This window comes from Sphingomonas sp. BK235, from assembly GCF_004345855.1.
Classification (GTDB): Bacteria; Pseudomonadota; Alphaproteobacteria; order Sphingomonadales; family Sphingomonadaceae; genus Sphingomonas.
Genome location: NZ_SLXN01000002.1, coordinates 639,255 through 655,576, shown reverse-complemented (window position 1 = coordinate 655,576; position 16,322 = coordinate 639,255). Strand labels below are relative to the sequence as shown.

Genomic DNA, 16,322 nt, shown 5'->3' with positions numbered 1-16,322 from the left:
CGATCGGGGCGGCGGCGACCCGCCCCGATCTACCCCGGCCGACGCGCAGGCGCCTCGGGGTCGTTGCGCTTGGCCGCAGGCTCGGCCGAGAAGAGGTCGGGTTGGAACATGCCGTGATCAGAAAGCACAAGAACGCCTTCTCGAGAATCCCCTTTCGACATCGAAGCGTGCTTGGTCGCTGGTGGCACTTTGCCTCGGGCAAAGTGCCACGGACGGCCGTGCTGCGAAACGCCGCAATCTTGTCTCTGCTGAGCGACGGGCAGCAGCTGGCGGGAGATCATGGATGCGACCGGATGCAGTCGCACCTTACTGGCAAAAATTGCTCGCGATCGCCAGCTGCTCAAAGCCGAGCCGGGCGCCACGACAGCTAGCTAAGTTTCGACGGGCACCTCGCCCTACCCGCCACGCAATCATCCGTTTGCGACAAGCCAGTACACGCCTGATCACCGCGGTCGCGCTGACGCGTGGATCTGTAAGACTGTCGCGCAAGGCATCGCTCCGACAACACAGGTGTCCGCAACGTACTTGCCTCGCCTGCGTGAGCCGCATCGTTCGCGTACGTCCAGCATTGGTCGCCAACGACCAAGCTAAAAGTGGGCATTTAAGTGGGCAAAACGGCCAGCTTGAGAGCTAAACAACGGTGAAACAGCGATTTTTGGCGGAGACGGAGGGATTCGAACCCTCGATACGGTTTCCCGTATGACGCTTTAGCAAAGCGTTGGTTTCAGCCACTCACCCACGTCTCCGGGCCGGCGTGAGGCGCGGCTATAGCGAGCGTGTCGGGCGCGATCAACTGGGGACGCGCGGATTCGACGCGCCGCGTCACGGAGTCGGGTCGTCGACGCGTTCATTGCCCCGACAGCCATGCTGTCGCTATGCTGCGGCACCGGTGTGGGGATGTGACGATGCGGAAGATGTGGCGCGGCGCGCGAGGCGCGATGATCCTGACGGCGCTGGCCGTGCTGCCGACGGCAGGCCCCGTCGGCGCGCAGGTGCGCACGATCGACCCCAATGCCGCGATCGACAATGACGTCGGCGGCCAGCCCGCGGTGCGCACGCCCAGCGCGCCGCGCCCGGTCGAGCCGCCGCGCGACGACGAGCCGCTGCCCCCGGCCGAGGCGCCGCCGCTGCCCGCCACCCCGCCCGCCGCGACGGTCCAGGGCCAGGCGCCGGGCGACACGCGCGCCAACGCCACCACCGCCGCGGCGGAAACCTACAAGCGCGACGATCTGATCGCCGCGGGCGAGGGCGTGTTCGGCAAGGGCGCCGAGGGCTTCGCGCAGATCATCGAGAAGATCCTCAAGGACCAGGGCGAGCCCAACGCCTATATCGCCGGGCGCGAGGCCTCGGGCGCCTTCGTCGTCGGGCTGCGCTACGGCTCGGGGGTCATGACGCACAAGGTCGAGGGACAGCGGCCGGTCTATTGGACCGGGCCGTCGGTCGGCTTCGACGTCGGCGGCGACGCCAACAAGGTGTTCGTGCTGGTCTACAACCTCTACGACACCCACGATTTGTACAAGCGCTTCCCCGGCGCGGAGGGGCGGCTGTATTTCGTCGGCGGTTTCGCCGCGACCTATCTGCGCAGCGGCAACGTCGTGCTGATCCCGGTGCGGCTCGGGGTCGGCTGGCGCGCCGGCGTCAACGTCGGCTATATGAAGTTCAGCGAGACCTCGAAGTGGCTGCCCTTCTGACCGGGCGCTGAGCCGGCGCGCGCGGCCTCACCGCCCGCGCGCGCGGTCCAGCAGCATCGACGCGGCCAGCACGCCCAGCCCGCACAGCGCCAGCGCCGCGCCGACCCAGCCGGTCGAGGTCCAGCCATAGCCCGCCGCGATCACCAGCCCGCCGAGCCACGGCCCGAGCGCGTTGGCGGTGTTGAAGGCCGAATGGTTGAGCGCCGCCGCCAGCGCCTGCGCGTCGCCCGCCACGTCCATCAGCCGCGTCTGCAGCACGCTGCCCAGCGCGCCGCCGACCCCGATCGCGAGCATCGCCACGAGCACCGACCAGAGCTGCGGCGCCGCGAGCGGCCAGAGCAACAGCGCGACCAGGCTCCACACCAGCACCCCCGCCGCGGTCGGCAGCAGCGCGCGGTCGGCGAAGCGTGGCACCACGATATTGCCCAATGTCATGCCGATGCCGAACGCCATCAGCGCGAAGGGCACCATCCGCGGGCCGACCTGGGTCACCGCCACCATCGTGTCGGCGAGATAGGTATAGACCGCGAACATCCCGCCGAAGCCGATCGCGCCCACCCCCAGCGTCAGCCACACCTGCGCGCGGCGCAGCGCGCCCAGCTCGCGCAACGGGCTCGCCGCCGGGTCGCCGCGGTCGCGCGGCGCGAAGGCGGCGACCAGCGCCGCGGTCAGGCCCGCCAGCCCCGCGACCAGCAGGAAGCACGAGCGCCAGCCGATCAATTGCCCCATCAGATTGGCCAGCGGCACGCCGACGATCGTCGCCACCGTCAGCCCCAGCATCACGCGCGCCACCGCCTGGGTGCGCCGCCCCTGATCGACCAGCGAGGCGGCGACCAGCATCGCGATGCCGAAATAGGCGCCGTGCGGCAGCCCCGCGACGAAGCGCGCGAGCATCATCGTCGCATAGCTCGGCGCCACCGCCGACAGCGCGTTGCCGATCGCGAACAGCGTCATCAGCGCGATCAGCAGCGTGCGCCGCGCCATGCGCGCGCCGAGCACCGCGAGCGTCGGCGCGCCCACCACCACGCCCATCGCATAGGCGCTGATGACATGCCCCGCGGTGGGCGCGTCGACACCGAGGCTGCGCGCCATGTCGGGCAGCAGGCTCATCGTCGCGAACTCGGTGGTGCCGATCGCGAACCCGCCCACCGCAAGCGACAGATGGATCAGGCCGACAGGCGCGTGGCGCGCGTCGGCGATAGCGGTCGCCATGGCATGTCCCCGGTTGGAAGAGACAGCAGAGCTGGCGATGTTGCGGTGCAGCGTCAAGGGGCGCGCGCGGCTCGGCCGCTCTTCCCCGGCATCGACGGCGTCCAGCCCATGCGCTCGCCGGGCGCGTGGCGGAACGGGGCGACGCCGCGCTGAGGTTGGCCGTCACCTGCCCCGACGTGCCGCGGCCGCCTTCGATGCGCCAGGGGCTGATCCGCCGGTTTTGAACCAGCGGCCTGCTCCTGCAGACGCAGGAGCAGGGGTTCGGACTCAAAAGCGTCATTGTCGCGAAGGCGGCTGGCTCCACCCGTCATCCCGGGCTCGACCCGGGATCCATGGTGCCGCGAGAGCCGCGGGGGTTGCTCTCGCGGAGGAATGGATCCCGGCGCGAGGCCGGGATGACGATGATGAAGAGCAAGCCGCCTTTTGGGTCCGCACCACCGGTTCAACTGGGGTGAACCAGGCTCCAGCGTATGATCGATCCGGTGTGAAACCGCGGCGCGCTCCTGCGGATGCAGGAGCCCAGTGCCACGCACGTCACGCCAGCCGCACTGGGCTCCGGAGCACGTTTCGTGGCGATGGATCAGACGCGAGCTGCCGTCGCCCCGCCCGCGCGCCACGGCTGCGCCGAAGCTCCCCGCACGCGGCGAGCGGCAGCAGCGCCGCCGGCCGCCCGCGCCTCACGGGAAGACCAGCGACTGCGCGAAGAAGGGGATCACCTCGTCCTGGACGCGCGTCGCCACCCCACTGACATGGTCGCCGGGATAGACCGCCCAGCGGTGCGCGATGCCGTAGCGGTCGAGCGCGTCGTGCAGCGCGCGCGCGTCGTCCTTCAGCCCGTCGCGATCGCCGACGTCGAGCCCGATCGCGCGGTAGCGGCGGAGATTGCCGACATATTGGTCGAGCATCGCGAGCGGGGCGTTGGCCGCCCAGCGCGCCACCACCTCGGGGCGCGCGCGGCCGTTCTCGGTCGGCAGGTCGAGGAAGAGCGGCGGTTTGCGCGGGTTGGGCGACCAGGCCGCGGCGGCGGCGAGCTGCGCGCGCTGGCCCCAGCCCAGCGTCGCCGAATCGCCGGGCGTGCGCAGCGCCGCGACGGCGCGCTCGTCCGCGGCGGCATCGCCCCCCGGCGTACGCGCCGAGAGACAGCACGGGCTCATCATATAGAGCGCACCGAAGACCTCGGGATGCTTCATGCCGATGCGCGCGGTGCCATAGCCCCCCATCGAATGGCCCGCGAGCCCGCGGCTCGCGCGGTCGGCGACGGTGCGATACCGCGCGTCGACGAAGGCGACGAGGTCGCGCGACACGAAGGTCTCATAGTCGCCCGTCGTCACCGAGGCGGAATACATCGAGCCGTTGTGCGCGGTCTTGCTGTCGGGCAGCACCACGATCATCTCGCGCGCGCCCTTGGCGAAGGCGCCCTCGATCGTCTGGGGCACGTGGATCTCGCGGGTCCATTGCTCGGCGCCGATCGAGTAACCGTGGAGCGCATAGACCACCGGGTAGCGCCGCCGCGGGCTCGTGCGATAGCTCGGCGGCAGCACGACGATCACCGCGCGATCCGCGCTGTCGCCCTCCAGGCTGTGCTCGAGCGCGGGGGAATGGACGGTGATCCGCTCCACCGTCGCGGCGCGCGCGCCCGGCACGGCGGGGGGCGCGGGGGTCGCCACCTGCGCCGCGGCGGGTGCCGCGATCATGGCCAGCGCGATCGCCGCGCCGCGTGCGAGCCTCATCCACCCTCTCCCTGTTATCGCTATCGTCCGCGACGACGCCGGTTCGCCGGCGAGAGTAAGCGCGGGCGCGTCCGGGTCAACCGGCGCGGCGCGGGTGGTAGCGCTATGCGCCCGGGCGGAGGTTCAGACGTTCGCGGGCGCCGCGCCGCGGACGGGCGCGCGGCGCCGCGCGCCGATCAGCGCGGCGGTGGCGAGCAGCGGGACCAGCCAGATCACGCGGCTCTGATAGCGGTCGTGCGGCTTGGAGAAGGCGCCGCACACCGCCGCGTTGAGCAGGATCCCCGCCACCACCACCGCGACATAGCCGCGCCGCGCCGCGGGCATCCCCGCGCGCCGCGGCAGCGCCAGCGCGAGCAGCACCGCCGCCGCCAGCAGCGTCACCGGCAGCGCGAGCGCGTCATAATAACCGCTCGGGAAGTCACCGTGCGCGGCGCGGGTCCGGTCATAGGCGGCGCGCACCTCGGGGGGCAGTTTGGCGCGATTGACCCCGCCGCGGCGTGCGTCGGCGATATCGTCGACCTGCCAGCGGAGCAGCTGCCCGCCGATGTTGCGCAGCGAGGTGCCGATCACCGCCAGCGGCGCGTCCGCCAGCACCGCGAGGGCGAAGCCGCGCTCCTCCGCGGCGACGCGGCGGCGGTCCTCCGCGGGCATCGCCATGAAGCTGCCGGGCGTGCTCGCCCAGAGGAAGGCGTCGCTGTCGTCGGGGATGCGGGTGCGATAGCGGCAGAGCGTCAGCGTCGAACCCTCGGCGCAGGCGTGCGCCAGATAGCGGCGGCCGGGTCCGTCCGCGATCAGCCGCGCCGCGACGAAGGGCGGGCGGACCGGTCCGGCGCCGGTCGCGGCGCGCACCGCCGCGCCGAACGCCGCCTCGCCCGCGACCCCGGTGAGCAGCGCGAGCAGGATCGGCAGCAGCGTCAGCCGCGCGCGCCCGACGACCCGCCACGCCACCAGGCCCGCCGCGAGCAGCCCGATCACGAGGATGTTGCCGCTGTGGAACAGCGCCGCCGCGGCGAGCAGCAGCGGCCAGAAGAGTCGCTCGCCCGTGCCGAGCCGCGGCCAGAACAGCGCGATCTGCGCGGTCGCCAGGATCGCCAGCGGCGCGAAGATGTCGGGCATCAGCAGCGCCACCTGCATCCCGACGCTGGTCACCAGCGCGATCGCGAGCACCGGCCAGAGCCGCTCCGCGGGCGCCTCGGCCCCGATCAGGCGTCGCGCCGCGAGCAGGATCGCGGTGGCGGTGAGCGCGGCCTGCGCCAGCGCGACCCACCACAGGCTGCCGAGCCAGTGCGCGACATAGAGCAGCGCGCCGTAATAGATTGACCGGCCCGAGAGCACGACGGTGAAGGCGCCGGTGCGGCGCGCGGGCGCGGCCGCCTCGCTCGCCCCCGCCTCGCTCGCCCCTGTCTGGCTCGCGCCCGCCTCGCCCGTCCCCGCCTCCTCCGCCGTGGCGGGCGCGCGCGGCGCGGCGGCGCGCGCCTCGGCCAGTGCGCGGCGCGCGTCCTCCGACCAGGACGAGCCATGGCCCGTCGCCGCGACCACCGCGGCGTCGAACCCGCGGACATAAGTGGTGGTGTCGGGGAACTGGATCACGCCGCGGTTGACCGCCGCCGGCACCAGCAGCAGCAGCGTCAGCAGCGCGATGAGGCCGGCCAGAACGCCGCGACCCGCCATGAAACCCCCTGTTGCCCGCGGCCCGCTTAGCTCGGCGGGGGCGCCGCGGTCCAGCGGAGTCGCGCGCCGCCGCGGGACAGTCAGTCGCGCGCGAACAGGTGCATGCTCTTGGGCACCGCGACCTCGCGCTCGCCCTGCGCGATGCGATAGGCCGCCTCCACCGCGCGGCTCAGCGCCGCGGTGGCGAAGGGCTTGCCGACGCAGCCGACGATCAGCGGATGGTCCGCCTCGGTCGGGCAATTGCCGCTGACGTACAGGCACGGGATGCCGCGCGCCGACAGCGCGCGCGCCACCGCGATGCCGCTGTCGTTCTCGGCCAGCCGCACGTCGCACAGCGCCAGGTCGATCGGCTCGCGCGCGGCCAGGTCGAGCGCCTCGCCCGCGCTCTCGGCGACGCCGACGACGACATGCCCCGCCATGGTCAGCGCGTCCTCCACCAGCATGGCGATGATCGCCTCGTCCTCGACGACGAGGAGCCGCAGCGCGCGCGTATCGGTGTCAGCCTGCATGGATCAGCGGGAACCTCAGATGGATCGAGCCGCCCTCCTCGTACAGGCTGGCGTTGAGCTGGCGCAGCAGCGAGCTCGCCAGCCGGTCGAGCGGCGGCGCGCCCGCGGCGGGGTCGACCGCGGTGATGAGCGTCTCCAGCACGTCGCCGCGGCGGGTGAGCGCGACGCGCGGGCCGGCACCGCGCCCGGTGAGCAGCGCGTGGACCAACAGCGAGAAGGCCACCGCCTGTTCGATCGGGATCATCACCCGCTCGCGCGCCGCGACGCTGCCCTCGCCCGCGGTGGTCAGCTCGATCGCGCCGTCGAGGATCTCGACCGCGTCGACCGCGAGCGTGCTGCCGTCGCCCGCCTGGTAGAGCGGGCGGTGCGCCAGCGCGATCAGCTCGAGCCGCGCCGCCACGGTGGCGAGCGCGGGCGACGGCGGCTCGTCGGCGCCGCGCAGCTCGTTGCGCACCACCCCCACCGCCATCTGGAGGTTGTTGCGGACGCGATGGTTGAGCTCGGCGAGCAGCCGGTCGCGCTCCTCGATGTTGCGGCGGAGCTGTTCCTCCTGGCGCAGCCGCAGCTTGGCCAGCGCGACATAATGGCAGAGCGTGTGGAGCAACTGCAGCTCCTCCGCGGTGAAACAGGCGCGGCCACGGCGCCCGAAGCCGAGCGTGCCCAGCAGCGTGTCGCCGTGGAGCAACGGCGTGCAGGCGTAGCAGTCCAGCCCGACCGCGCGGACGAAGGCGAGCTGCGGGTCGACCGACCCCTGCACGTGCTCGGCGTGGATGCGGCGACGGTCGCGCGCGGCGCAGCCGCACACCGCCTCCCCCATGCCGAGCACCGCGCCCGCCCGCGCCTGCGCCTCGGTCAGCCCGGCATAGGCCTCGAGCCGCAGCACCCCCGCGTCGAGGCGATAGTTGAAGAAGACGTCGAGCCCGAGTTCGTCGCGGATCAGCGCGAACAGCTCGTCGACCATCCGCGCCGGGTCGGTCGCGGCGAGCAGCCGGTCGGCCGCCTCCGCCGCGAGCGCGAGATAGCGCCGCGACAGATCGAGCGCGGCATCGTTCGCCGCGTCCGGGGCGTCCAGCTGTCGTGCGCGCTCACCCTCCGACATGCCGCGCTGGTAGCGCGCACCCGCCGAATTTTACAGCGCGAATGTCCTTGTCCATGTGAATCGCGGCTCACAGCGGCGCGGCATAGAGCGCGTGATGGGTCAGGATGAACAGGGTGCGCCGGTCGGCGCCGCCGATCAGCAGCTGGAGCGGCCGCTCGGGCACGTCGATCCGCTTGGTCTCGCGCCCGTCGGGGGCGTAGACGAAGACCTGGCCGTTGGCGACGTAGAGGTTGCCGGCCTCGTCGCGCGCGACGCTCTCGCCGCCGCGCTCGGCCACCACCTTGAGGTCGGTGACCCGCCCGCTCTCGCCGACCAGCCCGCTGTAGGTACGGTTCTCCGACGAATTGGTCAGCGTCACCCGGCTGCCCGGAGCGGCGCCGACCAGCCCGTAGGAATCGAGCGTGTCGGACCAGCGCCAGCCGATATGATCGTCCGGCCCCTGGTTCCACACGCGGAAGGCGGGCAGCACCAGCGACCCGTCGGGCGAGACATATTCCTGCGGCTTGGCCTCCTCCATCTTGCTCGTGAAAAAGGCGGCGATCGGCGGATAGTCGTAGGTCTTGGGATCGATCCGGTCGGCGAACTCGCCGTTGGCCCAGACGTTCACGGGCAGCAGCGTCGTCGCGCCGGGGCGCGCGCGCGCCGCGGTGGGCGCGATCACGCGCACCGCCTCGGGCCTGGCGGGATCGATGCTGTAGACCGTGCCGTCGCGCCCCGCCGACGACTGGACCAGCAGGTCGCCCGACCGGTCCACCGCGAGATTGACCGGGTCGAGCGGCGCCTGCGCGACGATCGACAGCCCCTCGCCGCGCGACCAGCCGTGGATGCGGTGGAAGAAGCGGTCGATGAAATAGAGCTTGCCCGCCTTGTCCACCGCGCCGCCCGCGATCGAGTAGAAGCCGTCGGCCAGCTTCTCCACGCCGGGCGACACCGGCACCGCCGAGGTGGTCGCCGCGCTGGCGGGGGCGGCGGGCACGTCGAGCCGCGCGAACTCGCGCTCGCGCACCTCCTGCTGCCGGGTCATGTCCTTGATCGCGTTCTCGAACGGGAATTTGCTCGCGCGCAGATAGGTGCCGCAGCCCTTGGTGTCGCAGCTCGCGAAGCCGCTCTCCGCGTTGACGTGGACGTTGCGGAAGCGGATGTCGCCCGAATCGTACAGCTTCACCGCCGCGTCCATCGGCTTGATCGTCCGCGTCACGCGATAGCCGTGGTAATTGGCGAACAGGATGTTGCGCGAATGGTGGATCTCGGTCGAGACCGCGTTGACGCCGTCGCGCACCTCCTGTTCGGTCTGCGGCGCGAGGAACTCCCAATTCTCGACATGGTCGAGCACGATCTCGGCGCGATAGTGATGCTCCGCCGACAATTCGTAGACATAGCCCGGCGTCTTGGTGTTCGACACGTGGAAGCCCGCCGAGGCCAGGGTGTTGGGCGACCAGATCGCGGCGAAGGTGCCGCCGCCGCCGTCGGTGACCCAGATGCTGGGATATTGGCCGTCCTGGCGCGCGCGCGGGTCGTTGGGCTTGATCGCGCTGCCCGCGGTCAGCACCGTGCCGCCGCCGCCCTGGATCTTGACGTCGTTGACCATCGACGCCGCGCCCGCGCGCCACAGCAGCGCGGTGGCGCGCGGGTTGACGCTGCCGGTCCACAGCCCGACGCCGTGGACGATCGCCTTGCCGCCGCGCGCGCTCTCCAGCAGCGCGCGCGCGCTGCCCACCCCGGCGAAGGCGGGGGTCTCGTCGGGCAGATACAGATGCGTCAGGCTCGGGTGGAGCGCGATCAGCACGGTGTCGGGGCGCAGCTTGAGCGTGTCGGTGACGCGATAGCGTCCCATCGGCAGGTACAGCACGCGATGCGTGTCGATCGCGCGCTGGAGCGCGGCGGTGTCGTCGGTGGCGTCGTCGCCCTTCACCCCCAGGGTGCGGACGTTCACCCAGTCGCGCACCGGCGGCAGCGCCGCGATCGCGGGCGGGGTGGCGCGCGGCGCGCGCGCGAGCGGCGCGATGTCGGCGGTGGTCGCGGTCTTGCCGATCGCGCCCAGCCCCGCCAGCGCGAGCCCGTGCGAGAAATCGGCGACGCGGTAGCGCTGTCCCTTGCCCGCGATCGTCCGCCCGCTGTCGCGGAAGCGCGCGAACACCGGGGTGTTGCTCGCCACCGCCTGGTCGAAGCCGATCTGGGTGAAGACGCTGCTCTCCTCCGAGATCACCACCGCGGCCTGGCTGACATTGTCGAAGCGGACGTTCTTGCCCCACAGCGAGTCGGACCAGCCGCGATCGATGTCGATCCCGATCGGCGTGTCGCGGATCGCGACGTTGACGAGGGTGAGGTCGACCTCATGCTCGCGGATCGCGGCGTCGCGCTGGCCCTGGAACTCGGAATCGATCAGCGTGAACTGCCAGGCCGGCGAGGTCTTCTCGGTCAGGATGCCGTAGCGGCCGCCGTAGAAGCGCAGGTTCTCGAACTCGTTGCCCGCCTGATACACCCCCGCCAGCGCCGAGCCGAGGTGGAAATCGGCGTGGCGGACATAGCCGTGCTGCGCGACGCGGAAGCGCACCGCGACCGCGCCGTCATTGCCCGCGCCGACGCGGAAATCGACGTTGCTGATCGCCGAATAGAAGGTGCTGGAGGTCGCGTCGAAGACGCTGGCGTCGAACGGCACCGTGGTGGGCGGGGGCACCGCCGCCTTGCCCGCGCGATACTGGTCCTCCCCGGTGAAGGCGAGCATCGCCGCGACCCCGCTGCCGAAGCCGGGGGTCGCATCGCCCAGCACCAGCTCGGGCCGGGTCGCGCCGACGCCGAAGATCCGCACCGCCGGGCGCACCAGGATCGTGCGCGTGATGCGATACCGGCCCGAGGGGAGGAAGACGACGCCGCCCTTGCCCTCGCTCGCGGCCGCGGCGGCGTCGATCGCCTGCTGGATCGCGGCGCTGTCGTCGGCGCGGCCGTCGCCGACGCCGCGCACCGTGATCGCGCGCGGGTCGTCGGGCGCGGTGAGATAGACCGAGCTGGACCGCGCCGCCGCGGGGGTCGCCGCCGCCGCCGCCAGCGCCACCACCGCGGCGCCGAGCATCACCTTCGCACCCATCGCGCGTCTCCCCCTAAATTTATCGTCTTCTAAGGTACTTATCCGCGATGTGCGGCGCCGCGCCAGCGCTTCAGCCGGCGTGCGCCACCAGCGCCTCGGCGGCCACCGCCACCTGGGTGCGGTTGCGGACGTTGAGCTTGCGCATCAGCGCGGTCATGTGCGCCTTCACGGTCGCCTCGGCGATGCCGAGGTCGAAGGCGATCTCCTTGTTGAGCCGCCCCGAGCGGACGCCGCGCAATACCTTGACCTGCGTCGGCGTCAGCTGCGCCAGCGTCGCCACGCCCGCGGGGGCCTCGTCGGTGATCGCGCGAATCGTCATCCTGCTCCTCCTCGTGTCCGGTCGCTGCCGCACGGCGCCGGCATCGTCGCGCCGGTCGCTTTGTCCCCCGCGAAGCGGTTGGACAGCTTCATGCGGTATGAGCCGGCACCGACTGAATGATCAAGTCTTTTTGTACCAATCCCGCCATATCTGTCCGACAGGTTGCGGAGCCCGTCGCCACGCGTCGCGCGCTCGGCTATGCCGCTCGCGTCACCAGGAGGGGGTTCAGGTGAGCGAAGGACGACTGACGGACCGCGCTTATTCCGCGATCGTCCGGATCATCAACGACGACGCGCTGGGAGTGGGCGACCGGCTGCCGTCCGAGGCGCGGCTGGCCGAGACCTTCGGCATGTCGCGCACGATCGTGCGCGAGGCGCTGGCGCGGCTGGCGTCGGACGGCATCACCGAGGCGCGGCGCGGCGCGGGCTCCTATGTGAAGCGGCGCCCGTCAGAACGGCTCGGCACGCACATGCCGATGGACACGCTGGCGACCGCGATGGGCACCTATGAGGTGCGCTTCGTGCTCGAGGCGGAGGCGGCGCGGCTGGCGGCGCAGCGCCGCTCGCCCGAGCAGATGGAGACGATCGAGCGCGCGCTCGCCGCGCTGCGCGCCGCTTTGCTGTCCAACGCGCCGGCGCATGACGAGGACTGGCGGCTGCACCGCGCCATCGTCGAGGCCACCGCCAACGCCTCCTTCCCGCTGGTGTACGACCAACTGCTCGACGGGGTGATGCGGGTGTTGCGCGCGGGGGTCGACATCTCGCGCTCGCGCCCGCCCGCGGTGATCGACGCGATGATGGAGGAGCATGACGCCATCGTCGACGCGATCCGCGCGCAGGACGCCGAGGGCGCGGCGCTGGCGATGCGCTGGCATCTGTCGCAGGGCCGCCGCCGCCTCATGCCGTGACGGACTCACGATCCGCCCCGCTCGCGGGGTGGATCGGGCGTCCTCACCTCATAGCATCGCGGCTCTCAGCCCAGCCCCAGCCACGCGCGCACCGCCGCCACCAGCGCCTCGGGCGGGCGGGTCGAGTCGAGCGTCAGCGCGCGCTCGTCGGCGCCGGGTCGCTCCAGCGTGGCGAGCTGGCTGTCGAGCAGCGTGACCGGCATGTAATGGCCAGCGCGCGTCGACATGCGCCGCGCGATCGCGTCATGGTCGAGCTCGAGCAGCACGAAGGCGGGGCGCAGCCCCGACGCCTGCGCCAGCCGCTCGCGATACACGCGCCGCAGCGCCGAGCAGGCCGCCACCGCGCGCCCGCGGGTGCGCGCGGTGTCGCCCAGCGCCGCGCCGAGATGATCGAGCCACGGCCAGCGATCCGCGTCGGTCAGCGGCTCGCCCGCGCGCATCTTCGCGACGTTGGCGGCGGAATGATAGGTGTCGCCCTCGAGCATCGGGCAGCCGAGCGCCTGCGACAGCGCGGTCGCGAGCGTCGTCTTGCCGGTGCCGCTGACCCCCATCACCACGATCGCCAGCGCGTCGCCGTCCGCGGGGACCGCCCCCGCCGGCGCGCCGCCCGACCGCTCGCCGTCCCCTTGCCCGTTCACCCGCACCCCGTGCCCCGTTCCGGCGCGACCCGAACGGGGTCGCCTCGCCGCCCCCGCTATCACGCCTCGCCCGCGGCTTGGCCAGCGCGACCTTGGTCGGCGATCGTCCCGTGCCGCGACTTTGGTCGTAGATGCTGCGCGCGGGCATTGGCGGTATAGCGCCGCGCAAGACCAGCGGTACCGCGGCGACAGCGCGGGCGCTTCCAAAGGGATGGATGGATGATGATCAAGGCCACGCGCGCACGACTGACCAGCCTGTCTGGTAACGCTACCAGCCTCGCCGCGCTCGCGCTCGTCCTCGCGGCGGCACCCGCGGCGGCGCAGACCGTGGCCGGACCGCCCGCCCCGGCACCGGCGCAGCCCGCGCCCGCCGACGTGCCCGTCACCACCGCCGCAGCCGACCCCGCCGCCCCCGATTCGCTGACTGGCACCGCCGTTCAGGGGGCCGACCAGGGCGCTGATCCGGCGCAGGCCGCGGCATCGGACATCATCGTCACGGGCACGCGCATCACCGCGAGCGGCTTCAACGCGCCGACCCCCACCACCGTGGTCGGCGAGGAGCAGATCGCGCGCAACGCGCAGCCCAACATCTTCAACACGATCGCGCAATTGCCCTCGCTCCAGGGCTCGACCGGCGCGGCGACGGGCACGTTCAGCACGTCGAGCGGCACGCAGGGGCTCAGCTCCTTCTCGCTGCGCGGCCTCGGCACGATCCGCACGCTGACGTTGCTCGACGGCCAGCGCGTCGTCGGCGCCAACGTCACCGGCGTGCCCGACATCAGCCAGTTCCCGCAGCTGCTCATCAAGCGCGTCGACATCGTCACCGGCGGCGCCTCGGCGTCCTACGGCTCGGACGCGGTCGGCGGCGTCATCAACTTCGTCACCGACACGCGCTTCGAGGGGTTCAAGGCCAACGCGCAGACCGGCGTCACCACCTATGGCGACGGCGGTCAGGTGCTGCTCCAGGCCGCGGCGGGGCATGCCTTCGCCGACGACCGGCTCCACCTCGTCGTCAGCACCGAATATGCCAAGGACCAGGGCGTCGGCCCGGGCGACTTCGGCGAGGATCTCGCCGGCAGCCGCGACTGGTACCGCGCCACCACATTGGTCGACACCGGCATCCGCAACAACGGCAACCCGCAGTTCCTCTACCGCGACCATGGCCAGGCCTATCAATACACCAAATACGGGCTGATCTCGGCGGGGCCGCTGCAGGGCACCGCGTTCGATGCCAGCGGCAACCCGGTGCCGTTCAACTATGGCTCCAACGGCGTGCCGTCGCGCACCGCCGGGGGCAGCGTGATCGGCTGCTACGTCGGCTTCTGCGTCGGCGGCGACCAGTCCGGCCATGTCGGCTCGGGCACCTCGCTCCAGTCGGGGCTGGAGCGGATCAACGCCTACACGCGCGTCGGCTTCGACGTGACGCCCGACATGGAATTCTACGTCACCGCCAATATCGCGCAGGTCAAGAGCAACAACCAGCCCAATCCCGGCGCCGCGCGCACCGGGCTGACCATCCAGTGCGCCAACCCCTATCTGCCCGCCTCGATCGTCGCGCAGTGCGCGAGCAACAACATCACGCAATTCTCCTACGGCCTCAGCAACGCGATCCTGCCGAACATCAAGGTCAACACCGACCGTCGCCAGTATCGCTTCGTCGGCGGGCTGAAGGGCAAGGCCAATCTGTTCGGGGACGATTGGACCTACGATCTCTATTATCAGCACGGGATCAACATCACCGACATCAACGTCGACAACATCAGCATCAACCGCCGCTACGACCAGGCGATCAACGCGGTGCGGCTGAACGGCGAGATCATCTGCGCCAACCCGGTGGCGCGCGCGCAGGGCTGTCGCCCGATCAACATCTTCGGCAACTTTCAGCCCTCGGCCGAGGCGCTGGCCTATATCGTCCCCGAGAACGGCCCGTTCCAGCACACAAGGCAGACGCAGGACGCCGCGGGCGCGAGCATCTCGGGCACGCCGGTGGACCTGTGGGCGGGGCCGCTCGCGGTCGCGATGGGCGTCGAGTATCGCCGCGAATTCTACCGCGTCCGCGCCGACCCTTATGGCGCGGGCGTGTCCGACCTGAGCCCCAATTCGGCGCTCTACCCGGCCGACCCGATCCTCAACGCCACCGACGGCAGCAACTGGTACGCGGGCAATTACAAGAACGGCCGCGGCAAATATGACGTGGTGGAGAGCTTCCTCGAGCTCAACCTGCCGATCCTCGACTCGGCCGCGCTGGGCAAGGCCAATGTCAACGTCGCGGGCCGCTCGACGCGCTATTCCACCTCGGGCGTGATCTACGCCTGGAAGGTCGGCGGCACCTGGGAGACACCGATCGACGGCTTCCGCCTGCGCGCGGTGACGTCGCGCGACGTGCGTGCGCCCAACCTCTCCGAGCTGTTCGCCGCGCCGGTGACCACCACGGTGCCCAATTTCACCGACCCGCGCCCGACTCCGGCCAATCCCAACGGCCAGCAGGTGCTGATCATCCAGAACACGATCGGTAATTCGGCGCTGCGCCCGGAGACGGCGCGCAGCACCGAGCTGGGCGCGGTGCTGTCGCAGCCGAGCTGGGCGCCGGGGCTGAGCCTGTCGTTCGACTATTACAAGATCAAGCTGAAGGACGTCGTCTCCAGCCTGTCGGCGCAGCAGATCGTCAACCTCTGCGTCGTCGCCAACATCCCGGACACGTGCGGCGCGTTCAACCTCGACGGCGATTCCAAGTTCGTCAACGTCCAGTCGTTCAACCTGGCGTCGATCGACACCGACGGCTTCGACATCGAGGCGAGCTATCAGTGGCGCAACCCGCTGTCGCTGGGCGGCAGCTTCACGATGCGCGCGCTGGCGACGCATGTGATGAAGTTCGTCACCGATCCGGGCCTGCCGGGCACGGTGCCGGTCGACACCGCGGGCGCCAATTCGGGCGCCACCCCCGACTGGAAGCTGCTCGCGATCCAGACCTATGAGAATGACAAGTTCAACCTGCTGCTGCAGCAGCGCTGGTTCAGCAACGGCGTGATCGGCAATCAATATGTCGTCTGCGCGCCGGGCACCTGCCCCGAATCCACCGCGGCCAACCCGACGATCGACCGCAACCGGATGAAGGGCGCCTTCTATCTCGACATCGGCGGTGGGGTGAACATCACCAAGGAAGTGAACATGTACTTCAAGGTCGACAATCTGCTCGACCACGACCCCGAGCCCTCGCCGCAGACCAACACCGGGCTGGACGTTAACCCGGCGCTGTACGACACGCTGGGGCGGATCTACCGGGTCGGCGTCCGCGCGCGGTTCTGACCCGAGGGCTGGGATTGTCTGACGGGTGGCGCCATCCAACGGGTGGCGTCATCCAACCGCCCGCGCCATCCAACGGCTGGCCATCCAGCCGCTGGCGCGATTTAACCGCCAGCGAGGGAGGGGTGGCGGCGGTCGCTGCAACATGCGACCGGAGC

Annotated in this window: 11 protein-coding genes and 1 tRNA gene; 3 read left to right on the top strand and 9 right to left on the bottom strand. The window is 71.2% G+C overall.

What is annotated here, in order from left to right; translation table 11 throughout:
- Window positions 1–656: 656 nt before the first annotated feature.
- Window positions 657–746, bottom strand: a tRNA-Ser gene (locus EV292_RS08570).
- Between the two features lie 192 nt (window positions 747–938).
- On the opposite strand from EV292_RS08570, the gene EV292_RS08565 reads away from it, so the two are divergent.
- The gene (locus EV292_RS08565; protein ID WP_243693683.1) at window positions 939–1,691 is read left to right on the top strand and encodes a DUF1134 domain-containing protein; all 753 of its coding nucleotides are present in this window, start codon (window positions 939–941) and stop codon (window positions 1,689–1,691) included.
- 27 nt (window positions 1,692–1,718) lie between these two features.
- Here EV292_RS08565 and EV292_RS08560 read toward each other — a convergent pair whose 3' ends face one another.
- The 7 genes from EV292_RS08560 to EV292_RS08530 all read right to left on the bottom strand — a co-directional run bounded on the left by EV292_RS08560 (window position 1,719) and on the right by EV292_RS08530 (window position 11,316).
- Window positions 1,719–2,903: an MFS transporter gene (locus EV292_RS08560; RefSeq protein WP_132908759.1), complete on the bottom strand. Its 1,185-nt coding sequence runs from the start codon at window positions 2,901–2,903 to the stop codon at window positions 1,719–1,721.
- A 677-nt stretch (window positions 2,904–3,580) separates the two neighbouring features.
- Window positions 3,581–4,633, bottom strand: coding sequence for an alpha/beta hydrolase-fold protein (locus EV292_RS08555; protein WP_132908758.1), 1,053 nt, complete (start codon window positions 4,631–4,633; stop codon window positions 3,581–3,583).
- A gap of 123 nt (window positions 4,634–4,756) precedes the next feature.
- Window positions 4,757–6,304: a hypothetical protein gene (locus EV292_RS08550; protein ID WP_132908757.1), complete on the bottom strand. Its 1,548-nt coding sequence runs from the start codon at window positions 6,302–6,304 to the stop codon at window positions 4,757–4,759.
- Window positions 6,305–6,384: 80 nt separating this feature from the next.
- On the bottom strand, window positions 6,385–6,813 hold the full coding sequence (locus EV292_RS08545; protein ID WP_132908756.1) for a response regulator: 429 nt from the start codon (window positions 6,811–6,813) through the stop codon (window positions 6,385–6,387).
- On the bottom strand, window positions 6,803–7,912 hold the full coding sequence (locus EV292_RS08540) for a GAF domain-containing protein (protein WP_132908755.1): 1,110 nt from the start codon (window positions 7,910–7,912) through the stop codon (window positions 6,803–6,805). The genes EV292_RS08545 and EV292_RS08540 overlap by 11 nt, the downstream gene beginning before the upstream one ends.
- A 67-nt stretch (window positions 7,913–7,979) precedes the next feature.
- Window positions 7,980–10,982 (bottom strand): glycosyl hydrolase family 28-related protein, encoded by a 3,003-nt coding sequence (locus tag EV292_RS08535; protein ID WP_132908885.1) that lies wholly within the window; start codon window positions 10,980–10,982, stop codon window positions 7,980–7,982.
- A gap of 85 nt (window positions 10,983–11,067) precedes the next feature.
- Window positions 11,068–11,316 (bottom strand): LuxR C-terminal-related transcriptional regulator, encoded by a 249-nt coding sequence (locus tag EV292_RS08530; protein ID WP_132908754.1) that lies wholly within the window; start codon window positions 11,314–11,316, stop codon window positions 11,068–11,070.
- 229 nt (window positions 11,317–11,545) lie between these two features.
- Between EV292_RS08530 and EV292_RS08525 the strand changes: the two genes are divergently transcribed.
- Window positions 11,546–12,223 carry an FCD domain-containing protein gene (locus tag EV292_RS08525; protein ID WP_132908753.1) on the top strand — a complete coding sequence of 226 codons (678 nt, stop codon included), beginning with the start codon at window positions 11,546–11,548 and terminating at the stop codon, window positions 12,221–12,223.
- A gap of 65 nt (window positions 12,224–12,288) precedes the next feature.
- On the opposite strand, the gene EV292_RS08520 is transcribed toward EV292_RS08525, so the two are convergent.
- Complete coding sequence (locus tag EV292_RS08520; RefSeq protein ID WP_347812579.1) at window positions 12,289–12,861, bottom strand: gluconokinase; 573 nt, start codon at window positions 12,859–12,861, stop codon at window positions 12,289–12,291.
- A gap of 219 nt (window positions 12,862–13,080) precedes the next feature.
- Between EV292_RS08520 and EV292_RS08515 the strand changes: the two genes are divergently transcribed.
- A complete protein-coding gene (locus EV292_RS08515) occupies window positions 13,081–16,167 on the top strand; it encodes a TonB-dependent receptor plug domain-containing protein (RefSeq protein WP_243693665.1) in 3,087 nt (1,028 codons plus the stop codon).
- Window positions 16,168–16,322: the final 155 nt, after the last annotated feature.

Coding starts and splice junctions, on each gene's coding strand:
- EV292_RS08535 (WP_132908885.1), bottom strand. CDS start 10,982: ATGCTCGGCGCCGCGGTGGTGGCGCTGGCGGCGGCGGCGGCGACCCCC.
- EV292_RS08530 (WP_132908754.1), bottom strand. CDS start 11,316: ATGACGATTCGCGCGATCACCGACGAGGCCCCCGCGGGCGTGGCGACG.
- EV292_RS08560 (WP_132908759.1), bottom strand. CDS start 2,903: ATGGCGACCGCTATCGCCGACGCGCGCCACGCGCCTGTCGGCCTGATC.
- EV292_RS08550 (WP_132908757.1), bottom strand. CDS start 6,304: ATGGCGGGTCGCGGCGTTCTGGCCGGCCTCATCGCGCTGCTGACGCTG.
- EV292_RS08545 (WP_132908756.1), bottom strand. CDS start 6,813: ATGCAGGCTGACACCGATACGCGCGCGCTGCGGCTCCTCGTCGTCGAG.
- EV292_RS08565 (WP_243693683.1), top strand. CDS start 939: ATGATCCTGACGGCGCTGGCCGTGCTGCCGACGGCAGGCCCCGTCGGC.
- EV292_RS08540 (WP_132908755.1), bottom strand. CDS start 7,912: ATGTCGGAGGGTGAGCGCGCACGACAGCTGGACGCCCCGGACGCGGCG.
- EV292_RS08515 (WP_243693665.1), top strand. CDS start 13,081: ATGATGATCAAGGCCACGCGCGCACGACTGACCAGCCTGTCTGGTAAC.
- EV292_RS08555 (WP_132908758.1), bottom strand. CDS start 4,633: ATGAGGCTCGCACGCGGCGCGGCGATCGCGCTGGCCATGATCGCGGCA.